Below are 15436 nucleotides of genomic sequence, written 5' to 3'. Positions count from 1 at the left end.
TGTATGAAAACTTATAAAAGATAATTAGTTTGATTTTAAGATATACTAAATATACAATTTTATAGAGTGAAAATATTTAAGACTATATTATAGTTATAAATTAATAGAATAGAGAGGTAGTGTTTAAATTGCAATAACAGTATTTCCAAAGTTGCCACCTCAAATTCCTATCCAATGGAATAATGGTGTAGCTAATTATGTAGATAAAAAATTTATTTATGCCTACCCTGTCATTTGTGTTGTATTCAGAATACTTTTACGTCCATTTATATGGAGATGGTTACAAATACATGCTTTTTATAGTGATACTATTGCAGATTATTTAACGAATTTTATGTGTTTTGTAGCGTTGTCTATAGAAATCTTCTCTATACTTTTTATTTACAATATTGCCAGACATGTTACAATAATTATTTTTATAGATATACTTGTATTTATTGCTTTACTGATAATAGGTATGTATAAATTATTTAAAAAATACAATTAATTTTTAAAAATTAAGTAATAAGTGATAGTGTAAAAAGTAGCCACTGCAAATTATGGATTGTAGTGGCTATTTTATTATTTGTATATGAAATTATTTTGTTTTTCTAATAAGTTACGATATATTATGGTTTATTTCACTGATAAAAGGTTTAGGTATTTTAAAGTAAAAAGTTGTATATTCTAATAAAATTTAAACATTTTGATTCTTTAAAATTAGAGAAAATACATTGCTTTTATTAAAAAATTAAATATTAAGAATTTAATTTCTGCATCTTATTTAGAAAAGATAAGAAATCAACTTTATATATTTTTTTTGGCCTTCCTCTTTGATTATCGAGTTTTGTATTTACAATAGTTGCAATTCCTGCTTTATATAAAATACTCAATATTCTATTAGCACTTCTAAGAGTTATGTTCATATAGTCTGCTAATATTTCTGCTGACACATTATTTGAATTTCTATCATTAATCATACACATGATTTTAGATACATTTGTATTAGATAGAGGTATAAAAGAAGCAACTTTATTGGCTATTGAGCTATCTTCAATATTATTAGAATTTTTATTTGAATATAAAGGACCTATTGTATCATTAGTATCATTTACTATAAAAGTACAGTTTCCATTCAAAGAAGCAGATTTACCATTAGCTTGACGAGCATTTTGCTCTGCATGAATATTTGTATTTCCAATGCCCCAACCTATATTTAAGCTATATTTAATTTCTTTTAAATCTTCTGAAATAAAAAAATCTGTATAGTTATTGGTCATATTGTTTAACATTTCTTTAGTAGTGTGTATCTCTATTTTCATATCATTTTTTTTGACCTGAACTCCATAGAATCCATGTCTTGATAGAGAATTTAATATAGTGTTATATATTTGATTTTGTATCTCATCATTTTTAAATATCAAATCTTCATTTATGTACTCTGAACTATTTACTGTAACTATACAAGTTGCAGATTTATTTTTGTCTAAGTTTTGTAATGTTATTTCATTCACCAGAGATTTAAATGTATTCAGGATTGATTCTGTAGATGGAACCATGTAAATACAATCATATCCAAGCTTATTAAGTTCACAACTAATGATGTAATTTCTAGTAAAAGAAAGGTTAATCTTATTATCTCGCAATAAGTCTAAATGTATTTCCAATAATTTATCATTTAATTTTTTAAAGTCATATACAGGTTGAGGGATATTAAAATCTTTAATTGTATATGGACATTTATTAGAGTCTATTAATGAATATATATCATAATAATTGTTGTCCTCTCTTAAAAAATCCATAAATGATTTTGTAAAGTCAATATCTTTTTGGCTATTTAATAATTTGAATAAGTATTTATAAAAATCTCTTTCATCAAGCTTTAAAAAATTTAATGGAACTTTTATGTCTTTTATATTTATTATAAGTTCACTATATGGAACTATACCACTGCATACAAATCCATCAAAATTATCTACTTGCTCATAGTATATATTAGGTAAATTATTAAAAGGATTCTCCCCTTTGAGCTCAATAAATGTAATTTCACAAGTATCATTTAATTCTTTAAGAGCTTGTTTAAACTTATCTGACATAAAATAAGATGTTGTCAAAAAACCAATTTTATATTTCATAAAACCTCCTTTAAAATTTCGAGAGTATTGTAACTAATCAATCAATTTATAACCTCATTTTATAATAGTAGATAAAACGCGTCAATTTATTTTACAAAAGGATAATTGAAAGAAAAATCAGAAAATATAAAAAAGACTGAAAAATATGTTGACTGTCAAGAATAATTGTGCTATTTTGTAATTAAGGACTAGTCTTTTAAGATTTCCTAAAATAAACTTAGGTTTTAGGAAAGAAATACATTTTATTTGAAAATAAAGGAGAAGATTATGAATACATATTTAAATGAAATTTCTAAGTTTGTTGATGAGAATAGAGAAGAAATAGTTTCATTATGGAAAGAGATTGTTAATATGGAAAGCTATACACATTGTAAAGAAAGCGTAAATAAATTGGCTAAGAGATTAAAGTTTGAGTTTGAAAAAGAAGGTTTAGATTGCGAATTAGTAGATGTTGGAGATAATGGTAGTACATTGATAGGTACACTTGGTTCTAATATAAATAAAAAGCCTATAATTTTTTCAGGCCACATGGATACTGTCTTTGAAACAGGTACATTTGGAGAGAATCCATTTAAAATAATAGAAGGAAAAGCATATGGCCCAGGTGTTTTAGATATGAAGGGTGGTATAATAATTTCCTTATATGTTATTAAAGCTTTAAATAAAATAGGATACAAAGAAAGACCAATAAAAATAGTATTTTCTGGAGATGAAGAGATAGGACATAAGGATTCAGCAGGTGCAGATGTTATATTGAGGGAAGCAAAAGGTGGTCTTTGTGCTTTTAATATGGAAACTGGATTAGTAGATAATAGTTTGTGTGTAGGTAGAAAAGGAAGAATCGGATGTAATATACATGTAAAAGGTGTAGAAACACACGCAGGTAATGATTTTGAAGGTGGAAGAAATGCTATAGAAGAAATGGCTAATAAGATACTACGCATACAAAAATTGACTAATTTAGATGTTGGAACTACAGTAAGTGTAAGTGTGATTAAGGGTGGAAGAGTGGAAAATTCTATTCCAGAAGATTGTAGTATAAAAGTAGACCTTAGATTTGAAAAAGTAGAAGAAATGGAGAATGTTAAAGAACAAGTTAGAGAGATATGTAAAGAAACTTACATAGAAGGAACTTCTACAGAAGTTAATTTTATAAGTGAAATGATGCCATTTGAAACTACAGAAGATGTTATGAGATTTCATACATTTGTAAATGAAGTGTCAAAAGAAAATGGATTTGGAGAATTAAATGCTAAGAGACTTGGAGGTAGTTCAGATGCAAGTTATTTAACTATTGCAAACGTTCCTACAATCTGTTCATTTGGTGTAAGAGGGGAATGGAACCACACATCAAGAGAATATGCAGTAGTAGATTCTATGTTTGAGAGGGTGAAATTAATTTCTACAGTTATTTTAAACTTAGATAAATTTGAGGTATAAAGGGGGATTTTATATGGATGTAACAGCTGGAGATAATAAGGTAACATGGAAAGGGTATTTATCTTTATTTGTATTGATAGTATTATTTTCAGGAGTGTTTAAAGATAGTCAAGGCTTCCTTAAAGCATTAGATTTTGCTAATCTGACAGGTTCATTTGGTACTATTGCAGATGGTGTAGACTTTATGGGTAAAGGAGGAACGGGAGCAAAAGATGGTTTCTTATTTGCTCTGACTTTGATTCCAACTGTCTGTTTTGCTGTAGGTCTTATAGATGTAGTTGAATCTATGGGAGGAATGAAAGCGGCATCAAAGATATTTAATCCATTGCTTAGACCTCTGCTTGGTATACCTGGAATAGCAGGAATAGCATTTGTATCTTCATTTACTAGTTCAGATGTAGCCTCAATAATGACGAAAGAATTATTTGAAAGTGGGGAAATAACAGATGATGAAAGAACTATATTTGTAGCATATCAATATGCTGGTTCAGCTGTTATACTGAACACAATAAATACTCAAGCTCCACTTTTACCAATAGCATTATTGGCATTAGGTCCAATAATCCTTATAGAGATATTCTGTAAAATACTTGGTGCTAATCTAGTTAGATTAATCATAGGTGTAAGAAATAAAAAGAATAAGGCTAAGGAGGCTGTGTAGTATGAGTCAACAAAATACTGGAAATGCAATTGTAAATAGTAAACCTAAGAAAACTGCTGTTGAGATATTTATGGGGGGAGCAAAAAAAGGTTTTTACATAGGTGTTGAACAGATATTACCAGCCATGATAATGGGTTATGTAATAGTGCAGTTTTTACAATTAACTGGTTTAGTTGATATTTTAGGAAATATTTTTGGACCAGTAATGGGTATTTTTGGACTACCTGGGGAATCTGTTGTAGTTTTGATAGCAGCATTCTTTGCTAAGGCAGCAGGAGCAGCTACAGCTGCAAACTTATTTGCACAAGGTCTAATCACTGCACCACAAGCAACCATATTAATTATGCCATGTATGTTAATGGGTACTCTAGTTGGTCATTATGCCAGAATAGTGCTTGTAGCAAATGCCAGTACTAAGTATAGAATGTTACTGTTGGCAGTTCCTATATTTGATGCAATAGTGGGGATGTTAATAGTAAGAGTTTTACTCACTGTTATGGGATTAATGTAAATAACATAAAATTATAGCCTAATTATAAATGATATATAAGAATTAATATATGCAAGAATTGATGAATAGTAATTGATATATAGTAATAAAATAATATAGTAATTAATATGTATATTGTATATCAATTAAAAAAGAAGAGAGTATCTCAAAGTGAACTTTTTAGTTCATGAGATACTCTCTTTGTATGAAATCAAGTATATTTTCATAATTTCAACAATGAAAGAGAGGCTTATCTCTATTTTGAGACAGCCTCTTCTTTTAAATTTATATTTCTAGAATTTATGTTTTTTATTTATCCAACATTAACATTAGTTATTAGAAATAATTTTAAGAAAAATATACTTTCATGTTAATATCAGAATAAATGTGTTTTTAAAGGATGATTTGTTTTGAATTTTCACGAATATCTACTTCTATGACTTTTTCTATTGTATCTCCTCTAAAACCTAATAAATTACTTGTCAAGTTTGCAGTGGAACAAGAATGATTAGGTATAATTCTTATTCTATCACCAATTTTTATATCAGTTTCACCATTTACTTTAATTTTTCCAACTTCTTCTGAAAGTGAATCAATAGTAAGTTCTGGATGTCCACATACCCTACCATAACCAACAATACTACTATTTCCATGTGCACCTTTATCAAGTCCAAGGCACTTACTTCCACAATCAATTAAATAGTATCCACTGCTATTTTTTGAGATTACAGTGCACACAACAGTAAGAGCACACATATCTTCAGTAGCACAACCTAAACCTATCTGTATAGCATCATAGTATACATAGTTTCCAGGTCTTACAGCAGTTATAGTTTTAGAAGCAGCTTCAGATTCAACTGTTGGAGTACTACCAGAAGCGACAATTTCTATATTAAATCCATTATCAGTTAGAGCTTTGTATGCTTTCTCCATAGAAGAATCTTCTTGAACACAAACATCTGGAACACCTTCTGGAGAACTACAACCATACACTTGACCTGGATGCGAACTTATACCAACAATCTTGATGTTTTCTAGCTTAGAAATTTCAGTAGCAAGTTCAACCACTTTTTCTGGTTCAACCCCAAAACGGTGTAAGCCACAATCTACAATAATAAGTAGCTTGCACTCTATTTTTGATTTAGAAAAAGCTTCACTATAAGCCTTAGCACATTCTATATTATCTGTAGCACAGATTAAATTTATTTTTGATGCCATAGTCACAATTCTATTTATATTTACTTCTCCCATGTAAGGATAAGCCAACATAATATCTTCAAAACCTGCTTTTATCAGAGCTTCACCTTCATCAAGTGTTCCAGCTAGAAAACCACTAGCACCTGCATTTTTTTGAAGTCTCGCTATGTAAGTACTTTTATGTGTCTTAAGCATAGGCCAAAGTTGTTTATTATTATTTGTACAAATTTGTTGAATTTTATCTATATTCTTTTCTAACTGGTCTAAATCTAGCAAAAAATTTGGAGTAGCGACTTCTGAAATTTTCATGTTATTTACCACCTTTCAACAAAAGTAAATTAACTATAAGTATTATAATTATTATATTAGTAATATCGGCTTTATAATATTAATAGCTTATAATTATATTATAGAACTAGCGTTAACAGAGAGCAATATTTATTTGTAATAATTAGAATTTTCAATAAGTTAGTGTAGTTTTAAATTATTTATATAATATATTTTTAATTTTATGCAAAGTTTATTTAAATTAGTTTGAGGATTTATTAATAGGGTATTATTGAATGAGTAAAAAAGTGATGTTTACATAGAATAATCACACTATAAATTAATTTAGAACCTAAAAAATTAATTGAGCAAATTGGAAAAGAGAAGGATAAAAAAGATATTTGGATAGTTGGTGGAGGCGATATAGTAAAATTATTTATGAAAGATAACTTAATTGATGATTATTATATATATATATTGCCAATAATATTGGGGAGAGGGATTTCACTATTTAAGTCTGGTATAGACAAGACTAATTTGAATTTTAAGAAAGCTAGTAATATTGGAGAACTTGTAAAATTGGAATACAGTAAAAAACAAAAATAAATTACATGCCAATTTGTTACAATGTTATGAAACGAAGCATTTAAAAGACTTTTGGCTATATGAATTGACATTACTTGTCAAATATGTTAACATATAAGCGACTTGTCGGAGGGTGTATTAAAAAGAATATGCTGGAGAAGAGAGTGCGTTAACTCTTTTCTCCTTTTTTTATAAAATTAAGCATTTATAAATTTAGTATTATTACATGATTACACTATCTCAAAAATTAAGAAAGGAGAAAAATATGAAATTAATTTTAAGTTATTTAAAGAATTATAAGTTATTAATAGTATTAAACATACTGGCTATATTTAGTTTTGCATTAGTCGAGTTGGGGATTCCAACTATAATAGCTAAAATAATTGACAATGGTATTGCAAATCAGAATATAGCTTACATAAAACAAATGGGAATAGTGATTGTTATTATTTCTATTATAGGGGTTGTAGGTAGTATATTGTTGGGTTATTGTTCTGCTAAGGTATCAACAAGTGTAACCAGAGATATAAGAAATGACATATTTGAGAAATCACAAGAATTTTCACATACTGAATACAATAAATTTGGAATTTCTTCAATGATTACAAGAACAACGAATGATGCATTTCAAATTCAACAATTTGTTAATATACTACTAAGGACTGCCTTATTAACTCCAGTTATGTTCATTATAAGTATAATAATGACAATTAGAACCAGTGTGGAACTTTCTATAGTATTGGCTATATCAGTACCTTTTATAATTATTGGAGTAGCAATAATAGCAAAAGTATCTCAGGCAATATCTTCAAAACAACAAAAAGGACTAGATAAATTAAACCTTATATCGAGAGAAAATTTAACTGGAATAAGAGTAATTAGAGCTTTTGGAAATGATGATTATGAAACAGAGCGATTTGAAAAAACAAATACATATTATGCTAATGTTTCTAAGAAACTATTTAAGCTTATGTCAATTACTCAACCAGCATTCTTTTTACTGTTAAATATAGCTGTTTTGGCTGTATTTTGGATTTCAAGTGAGAAGATAAATATTGGAGAGCTTCAAGTTGGACAGTTGGTTGCATTTTTGGAATATCTTTTCCATGCCATGTTTTCAATTATGCTTTTTTCAATGGTATTTATTATGTATCCAAGAGCAGAGGTATCTGCAAATAGAATAAAAGAACTATTAAATGAAGAACCATTGATAAAAAATCCTGAAAATGGAATTAAGGATACTGAAAATAAGGGTATCATAGAATTTGATAATGTAACTTTTACCTATCCAGATGGAGAAGCTTCTGTACTTAAGGATATTTCATTTACTGCAAAAACAGGTGAAACAGTCGCTTTTATAGGAAGTACTGGTAGTGGGAAAAGTACTCTAATTAACTTGATACCTAGATTTTATGATGTAACAGAAGGTAGCATTAAGATAAATGGAGTAGATATAAGAGAATATGATTTAAAAGCTTTAAGAAAAAAGATAGGATTCATACCTCAAAAATCACTGCTTTTTACTGGTAGCATAGCAAATAATATTAGATTTGGGAAACATAAGGCAGGAGAGTCAGAATTAGAATATTCCGCAAAAGTTGCACAAGCATATGAGTTTATATCAAAAAAACCTAGAAAGTTTGATGAATTGATTAGTGAAGGTGGAGCAAATGTATCAGGAGGTCAAAAACAAAGACTTTCTATTGCAAGGGCTATTATAAGAAGACCTGAAATATACATTTTTGATGATAGTTTTTCTGCACTTGACTTTAAAACTGATGCAATACTTCGTGCTAAATTGAAGAAGGAAACAAAAGATGCAATTGTATTGATTGTTGCCCAGAGAATTAGTTCTATTATTGATGCTGATAAGATTATAGTACTCAATGAAGGACAAGTTGTAGGAATGGGAACTCATAAAGAATTATTAAAAAACTGTGAAATATACTATGAAATTGCAACATCTCAGTTAAAAAAGGAGGAATTAGAATAATGAAAAAGTCTAAAGGTTTTAAGAAAACAATTGGTAGACTTCTTCCATTTGTAAAGAAATATAAATTTTCCTTTATTATAGCTATTATATGTATAATTTCAGCAGCTACTATGAATGCACTTGCACCTAAAACTGAAGGATTGATAATAACACAATTGACTAAAGATGTAATTAGTATCGCAAAAGGAGTACCAGGGGCTTCCGTAAATTTTGATTATGTAACAAAAATATTGGTGATTTTAGCATGTATATATTTTGCCAATGCAATTTTTACGTATACTTCAAGTTTTCTACTTACGAATGCTATTCAAAACACAATGAGAGATTTAAGAAATGAAGTCGAAAATAAAATAAGAAGATTGCCTATTAGTTATTTTGATAGTAATAGTTTTGGAGATGTATTAAGTCGTATATCAAATGATGTAGATACAATATCAAATGCATTGCAACAGAGTTTTATGCAAATTGTAAACTCAATCTTAGTCATAATTTTGGCACTTTCAATGATGTTTACAATTAATATATATATGGCTCTTATAGCTCTTTTTATAATTCCAATTAGTTATTTTGTATCTAAATTTGTAGTAAAAAAATCTCAAAGTAGATTTTCATTGCAACAAAATGCTCTTGGAAAATTAAATGGGAAAGTACAAGAAATGTATACTGGATTTAATGAAATAAAACTATATGGTAAAGAAGAAGATTCTATAAAAGAATTTAAAAAAGTAAATCAAGAACTTTGTGAAAATGGATTTAAGGCACAATTTATATCAAGTATGATGAATCCTATGGTTTCATTAGTAACTTACTTTGGAATTGCAGCTGTGGCAGTTGTCGGTTCTATATATGCAGTAAGTGGAGGAATAACAGTAGGAAATTTACAAGCATTTGTGCGTTATATATGGCAGATAAATCAGCCACTTTCACAAATGACTCAGTTATCTACAGTAATACAATCTTCTTTTGCAGCTATAGAACGTGTATTTGAAATTTTAGACGAAGAAGAGGAAATACCTGATGTTGAAAATCCAGTTAAGATAGAAAATGTAAAAGGAAATGTTACATTTGAGCATGTTAATTTTGGATATGGAGAAAATTCAACTTTAATAGAAGATTTAAATGCAGAAGTAAAAAGTGGTCAGATGGTAGCTATTGTTGGACCTACTGGAGCAGGTAAAACAACATTAATAAACTTATTGATGAGGTTTTATGATGTAAAGAAAGGTGCTATTAAAATTGATGGAGTAGATATAAGAGATATGAAACGTAAAGATTTGCGTTCAATGTTTGGTATGGTGCTTCAAGATACATGGTTATTTAATGGAACCATTTTTGAAAATATAGAATATGGTAGATTTGGGGCTACTAAAGAAGAAATTATACAAGCAGCAAAAGTAGCAAATGTTCATCACTTTATAACCACTCTTCCAGATGGATACAATATGTTTTTAAATGAAGAAGCATCTAATATATCTCTAGGGGAAAAACAGCTTTTAACCATAGCTAGAGCTTTTATATCAGACCCTTCAATATTGATACTTGATGAAGCTACGAGTTCTGTTGATACTAGGCTGGAACTTATGCTTCAAAAAGCAATGAGAAATCTTATGAATGGTAGAACTAGTTTTGTTATAGCACATAGACTTTCTACAATTCGCAATGCTGACTTGATTTTAGTTATGAATAATGGAAGTATTATAGAGCAGGGGAATCATGATGAATTAATGGAAAAGGGTGGATTTTATGAGAAGCTTTATAATAGCCAATTTGCAGACAAAGAATCAGAATAGATAACATAAACTTTTGTATAAAATTTTGTATCAAATTCAAATATTAATCATATAATTAAAAAGAGTATCAGTAAGTTGTTTTTTTATAGATTTACTGATACTCTTTGATTTTAAGACTAAAGGTATTTATGATTGGTACTTATAATTCACAACTAGTCTTGTTACATCTGATAACCAGAATTACAGTACTTTTCTTTTTTACCTTTTTGTTCTCTAACATATAACAATTCGCTTAACTTATCAATGTAATAACCATCATCACTTATGCGAATTAAACTAGTCAGATAATATCCATCTTTGCTTCTAGGAATCTTTTTATTTATTGCTAAATCAATAGCTGTCTTTGCTGCTTCAAAATGCTTTAAATGTGTATGACCTTCTTCAAAACTCTTTCTAGTATTATAAACTACATAACCTTTTTTAACTTGAAAAACTATAAATTCTTTCTTTTCATATATTTTATTAAACATTCAATCAGCCCTTCTCAAGATAGTTTTATAGCATAACATTAGAAGCTTCTAAAAAATTTTACAAAGAACATAAATATTTTATAAATTATAAATCTAAAACTATAATTTATAAAGATAACTTTCTGATTATTTATATGATAATTCATATAGATTAAAAGTAAATTATCTTTAGGTTAAACAAAAGTAAAATAAAAGACTAGTTATAATATTTATATGAAAAAGTACAAAATATAGTATATGAATATAGAAAATTTAAATTATTTATTTACAGTTTTTATTTCCATAAGTATATTTACCTTCAGATACCTTGTCATCATGGAAATATATTCTTTCACAACTTTTATCTCCCCATAGAATGTTTTTTGTTATTTTATGGGAAGTATCTCCTGTAAATACTTCAGCTACAGTAGTATCTGTAACATCACAGTAAAGAGAAGCAAATTTTTTAAACCAAGGATTTTCCTCAAATCTTAAAAGCCAGGAAGCTCCATAGGGGCAATGTAACTCTTCAAATTCAGGAACCCATCCTAGAAATGGAACATCAGTTGTGCTAATAATATTGTCTGCAATTAATTCATCTCCATTTTCATGAGCTCTCTCTCTCATAGCAATAGCTCTTTCTTCAGACCTTTCAAATAAAACTTTTCTTAATATTTCGCTAGTTTTATCTTCACCAAACTCTTCAAATAACACTTTGGAAAAATAAAAATATAAATCACCAAAATGTTTGCATGCCATACGAACTTCTTCAATAGCATAATCTTTGTCAATAGTTTCATTAGTTACAACATCTTCGTTCAAAAAAATCACTCCTTAGAATAAGTATTAGTTACAATATAATTATAGAATATTTTTTATAAATTAGGAAATTAATTTGAGATAGATATATTTTTAATAAATGAAAGTATAATACTAAAATAACTTATTGTTACAAAAATCTTCTAAATTAATGTATTTAGGAGTTTCCATATGAATGAGAGTAGTTCTGTAAATATCTTCAATACATCCATTTGCAATATTATTAAAAATATCTGTGTGCTCTTTTAATGTTGTTTCAAGCCTTCCTTCATGTGACAATGAATCGAGAGCTAATTTTTTTATTCTGTACATATAATTGTTAAACATTTTGTCAAATTCAGTATTTTGAGCATATGAAACTATAGTTGTGTGAAATAATGTATCGTATTCTGCAAATGAGTTTAAATTTTTATCACCTAATAAAATATCTTTTTGTTTATCTAAAAGATGTTTTAATTTACTTATAGTTTCTACTGCTCTAGGTTCTTTGTATTGACTTGTAATTAAAAAAGTACAAAATCCTTCTATTGCAGAGCGTATTTGGAATATCTCTACAATTTCATTTGCTGTAATTTGATGGATTCTAAATCCTTTGCTTGGAATTATATCTATAAATCCATCTTGACTAAGTCTTTGAAGAGCATCTCTTATAGGTGTTCTAGAGATACCTATTTCACTAGCAAGTTTTGTTTCAGAATATATTTCATTTTCTATCATTTCTCCAGATAGTATCAATTCTTTTAAGTAGTCATATGCTTGTTCTTGTAATCTTTTAAATGTAGCCATACTTAATAATACCCCCCTAAACAATATAAAAATACAAAAACTTATATAATTTTAAGCATACAACATAGTGAAAATAAGGTCAATCTTTTGCAATTTAAATTGCAGATAAGATTAAAAAATATAAAAAATTATTGAAGTGTGAAGCATGATTAACATTAAAGGCAGATTAATTAAAACTAATTGAAATTAGTTAAAATACAAAACTGTAAAAGTAGTATATTATATTTGAAAACAATAGTATGTATTAAAACTTATATAGGATGACTAAATATAATAAATGACTTTAAAAATTACTATTTATTGTTAAAATAAATACTTTTATATTTTATATTGACCGGTATACTGGTATGTAGTATACTCTAAAACATAAAAAACGTTTTCAAAAATGTGAAGATATGGAGGGTTATAAAATGAAATTGGGATTTATTGGATTAGGAATAATGGGAAAGCCAATGGCAAAAAATTTATTAAAAGATGGATTTAATCTTTTGGTGTATGACATTAATAAATCTGCTGTGGATGAACTTATATCATGTGGAGCAAAATACGCAAGTGTTTTAGAAATGGGTCAAGAATGTGATATTGTATTTACAATCCTTCCAAATGGAACTATTGTGCAGGATATATTGTTTGGGATGGATGGATTGGCAAAAACTTTAAAAGAAGGAAGTATAGTAGTCGATATGAGTTCAGTTACTCCTACAGAATCAATATTGTGTGCAAATAAATTAAAAGATATGGGCTTAGAATTTATAGACTCACCAGTAAGTGGAGGGGAGCCAAAAGCGATTGATGGTACACTTGCTTTTATGGCTGGTGGTAAGGAAGAAATTTATAAGAAAGTAGAGCCATTTTTTAATATAATGGGAAGCTCATCTATTTTAATTGGAGATAATGGTAGTGGAAGTGTTACAAAACTTACAAACCAAGTAATAGTTAATTTGACGATAGCAGCAGTTTCTGAGGCATTTGTACTTGCAGCAAAAGCAGGTGCAGACCCAGAAAAAGTATATAAGGCAATAAGAGGAGGCCTAGCTGGTAGTACAATATTGGATGTGAAGATACCAATGATTATGAATCGTGATTTTAAACCAGGTGGAAAAATATCTATTAATTTGAAAGATATTAAGAATGTAATGCAAACAGCACACAATTTAGATGTACCACTACCTATGACAAGTCAATTATTAGAAATTATGCAGACATTAAAAGTACATGGACATTTGGAAGATGACCATAGTGGAATAGCACAGTATTTTGAAAAGTTGGCAGGTGTTGAAATAAAAAAACACAATAATTAATATTTAAATATATCAATATAATTAAATACATATTATTAGGATTAGATTATATAAATACAGCGAGGTTAAGTTATCATAGTAAAAGAAAAATAAAATTGATAAATAATAAAGTAGAATGATAAAGGGGTAAAGATTATGATTACAGGATATGGACTTTTGATAGCATTTGTTATATCTATAGGAATTTTACTTGTATCGATTATTAAATTTAAAGTAAATCCATTTTTGGCATTACTGATAACATCTATAATTACAGGCTTTATGGTTAGAATGCCTATAAATGAAATATCAACCACAATATCGACTGGATTTGGAAATACATTAGGTAGTATAGGTATTGTAATTGGACTTGGAATAATATTTGGAAATATTCTTTCAGAATCAAGAGCAACAGAATCTATTGCAAAGGGGTTGTTAGCTAAGACTGGAGAAAAAAACAGTGCTTTAGCAGTAACTACAGCAGGTTTTTTAATTTCAATTCCAGTTTTTATGGATGCAGCTTTTGTTATAATGATGCCTATAATTAAGTATGTTTCGAGAGTAACTAAGAAATCTCTAATGGTTTTTGTATGTGCATTAGGAGTTGGGACTATAGTAGGTCATGCACTTGTAATACCTACACCAGGACCTTTAGCAGTTGCAGCAAATGTAAATGCAAATGTAGGTAGTTTTATACTTTATTCTATAATTGTTGCTTTTCCAGCAGCTCTTATAGGTGGATGGATTTATGGAAAACGTTTTGAAAAATATCCAGCTTATGCTATTGATGAGAATGATAGAGAAAAAAATTTAGAGCAGGGAAAAGATAGCATAAAAATTGAAGATGATGATTCTTCTAAAGCACCAGGTTTTGGAATTTCTATGTTTTCTTTATTGTTCCCAATACTTCTTATACTTATATCAAATGTATTTAGTATGTTCTTAGAAAAAGGTTCTACAATGAGTGGAGTACTTGCATTTATAGGAGATAAAAACATAGCAATACTTCTTGGAATATTGGTGGCAATAGGATTTTTAAAGAAATACATAAATAAACCTATGGGAGATGTAGTTATTGAAGCTGCTGATTCAGCAGGGCTAATATTATTGATAACAGGTTCAGGTGGTGCGTTTGGCAGTGTTATAAATGCAAGTGGTATAGGTAACTTCTTAGTTGATACTATGTCTGGTCTTAGTATATCAGTTGTAGTGCTTGGATTCTTATTAAGTGCCTTGCTTAGAATTTCTCAAGGTTCTGCTACTGTAGCCTTAGTAACAACATCATCAATTTTAGGACCTACAATTTTGGCAACTGGAATGTCACCAGTTTTAGTAGGGCTTGCTATATGTGCTGGAGGAGTTGGTTTCTCCCTTCCAAATGATTCTGGATTCTGGGTACTTTCAAGATTTAGTGGATTATCAGTTAAAGATACTTTAAACTCTTGGACAATTGGAGGAACCATTGCTGGAGTTGTAGCATTTATAATGATTTTATTGCTTAGTGTTATAAATGGAATTATACCACTTCCAGGTCTATAAATAACAAACTATTGTTTATATCATAT

At 28.5% G+C, this 15436-nt stretch carries 13 protein-coding genes; 8 read left to right on the top strand and 5 right to left on the bottom strand.

All coding sequences use genetic code 11. From position 1 onward, the window contains the following. Window positions 1-737 precede the first annotated feature (737 nt). On the bottom strand, window positions 738-2114 hold the full coding sequence (locus CDIF1296T_RS14890; RefSeq protein ID WP_003436150.1) for a hypothetical protein: 1377 nt from the start codon (window positions 2112-2114) through the stop codon (window positions 738-740). 267 nt (window positions 2115-2381) lie between these two features. Here CDIF1296T_RS14890 and CDIF1296T_RS14885 point away from each other — a divergent pair, with 267 nt between their 5' ends. The 3 genes from CDIF1296T_RS14885 to CDIF1296T_RS14875 are packed head-to-tail and all read left to right on the top strand — an operon-like array spanning window position 2382 to window position 4726. Then, window positions 2382-3554, top strand: coding sequence for a M20 family metallopeptidase (locus tag CDIF1296T_RS14885; protein ID WP_009897987.1), 1173 nt, complete (start codon window positions 2382-2384; stop codon window positions 3552-3554). Window positions 3555-3567: 13 nt separating this feature from the next. After that, window positions 3568-4215 (top strand): nucleoside recognition domain-containing protein, encoded by a 648-nt coding sequence (locus CDIF1296T_RS14880; RefSeq protein ID WP_003431751.1) that lies wholly within the window; start codon window positions 3568-3570, stop codon window positions 4213-4215. Window position 4216: 1 nt separating this feature from the next. Next, window positions 4217-4726, top strand: a complete 510-nt coding sequence (locus CDIF1296T_RS14875) for a YjiG family protein (protein ID WP_003426630.1) — start codon at window positions 4217-4219, stop codon at window positions 4724-4726. Between the two features lie 372 nt (window positions 4727-5098). On the opposite strand, the gene CDIF1296T_RS14870 is transcribed toward CDIF1296T_RS14875, so the two are convergent. Then, entirely contained in the window at window positions 5099-6211 is a 1113-nt protein-coding gene (locus tag CDIF1296T_RS14870; RefSeq protein ID WP_009897984.1) for an alanine racemase, read from the bottom strand. A gap of 297 nt (window positions 6212-6508) precedes the next feature. Here CDIF1296T_RS14870 and CDIF1296T_RS14865 point away from each other — a divergent pair, with 297 nt between their 5' ends. The 3 genes from CDIF1296T_RS14865 (at window position 6509) to CDIF1296T_RS14855 (ending at window position 10537) form a co-directional block, all read left to right on the top strand. After that, window positions 6509-6775 carry a dihydrofolate reductase family protein gene (locus tag CDIF1296T_RS14865; RefSeq protein WP_071605626.1) on the top strand — a complete coding sequence of 89 codons (267 nt, stop codon included), beginning with the start codon at window positions 6509-6511 and terminating at the stop codon, window positions 6773-6775. A 244-nt stretch (window positions 6776-7019) separates the two neighbouring features. Beyond that, window positions 7020-8747, top strand: coding sequence for an ABC transporter ATP-binding protein (locus CDIF1296T_RS14860; RefSeq protein WP_009897981.1), 1728 nt, complete (start codon window positions 7020-7022; stop codon window positions 8745-8747). Beyond that, window positions 8747-10537 (top strand): ABC transporter ATP-binding protein, encoded by a 1791-nt coding sequence (locus tag CDIF1296T_RS14855; RefSeq protein WP_003426617.1) that lies wholly within the window; start codon window positions 8747-8749, stop codon window positions 10535-10537. Before CDIF1296T_RS14860 ends, CDIF1296T_RS14855 begins: the two co-directional genes overlap by 1 nt. A 161-nt stretch (window positions 10538-10698) precedes the next feature. Here the strand turns inward: CDIF1296T_RS14855 and CDIF1296T_RS14850 are convergent, their stop codons facing one another. The 3 genes from CDIF1296T_RS14850 to CDIF1296T_RS14840 form a co-directional block, all read right to left on the bottom strand. Then, window positions 10699-11007, bottom strand: coding sequence for a hypothetical protein (locus CDIF1296T_RS14850; RefSeq protein WP_003426603.1), 309 nt, complete (start codon window positions 11005-11007; stop codon window positions 10699-10701). Between the two features lie 261 nt (window positions 11008-11268). Then, the gene (locus CDIF1296T_RS14845) at window positions 11269-11817 is read right to left on the bottom strand and encodes a hypothetical protein (RefSeq protein ID WP_004454071.1); all 549 of its coding nucleotides are present in this window, start codon (window positions 11815-11817) and stop codon (window positions 11269-11271) included. A gap of 102 nt (window positions 11818-11919) precedes the next feature. Continuing rightward, a complete protein-coding gene (locus CDIF1296T_RS14840; RefSeq protein ID WP_009897978.1) occupies window positions 11920-12591 on the bottom strand; it encodes a GntR family transcriptional regulator in 672 nt (223 codons plus the stop codon). Window positions 12592-12986: 395 nt separating this feature from the next. Between CDIF1296T_RS14840 and garR the strand changes: the two genes are divergently transcribed. Next, on the top strand, window positions 12987-13892 hold the full coding sequence (gene garR / locus CDIF1296T_RS14835; RefSeq protein ID WP_021368760.1) for a 2-hydroxy-3-oxopropionate reductase: 906 nt from the start codon (window positions 12987-12989) through the stop codon (window positions 13890-13892). 135 nt (window positions 13893-14027) lie between these two features. Continuing rightward, window positions 14028-15410 (top strand): GntP family permease, encoded by a 1383-nt coding sequence (locus tag CDIF1296T_RS14830; RefSeq protein ID WP_009897975.1) that lies wholly within the window; start codon window positions 14028-14030, stop codon window positions 15408-15410. Window positions 15411-15436: the final 26 nt, after the last annotated feature.

The sequence above is a fragment of the Clostridioides difficile ATCC 9689 = DSM 1296 genome (assembly GCF_001077535.1).
Taxonomy (GTDB): domain Bacteria; phylum Bacillota; class Clostridia; order Peptostreptococcales; family Peptostreptococcaceae; genus Clostridioides; species Clostridioides difficile.
Note: the sequence above shows the minus strand (reverse complement) of the source record. Positions and strands in the feature narration are given on the sequence as shown.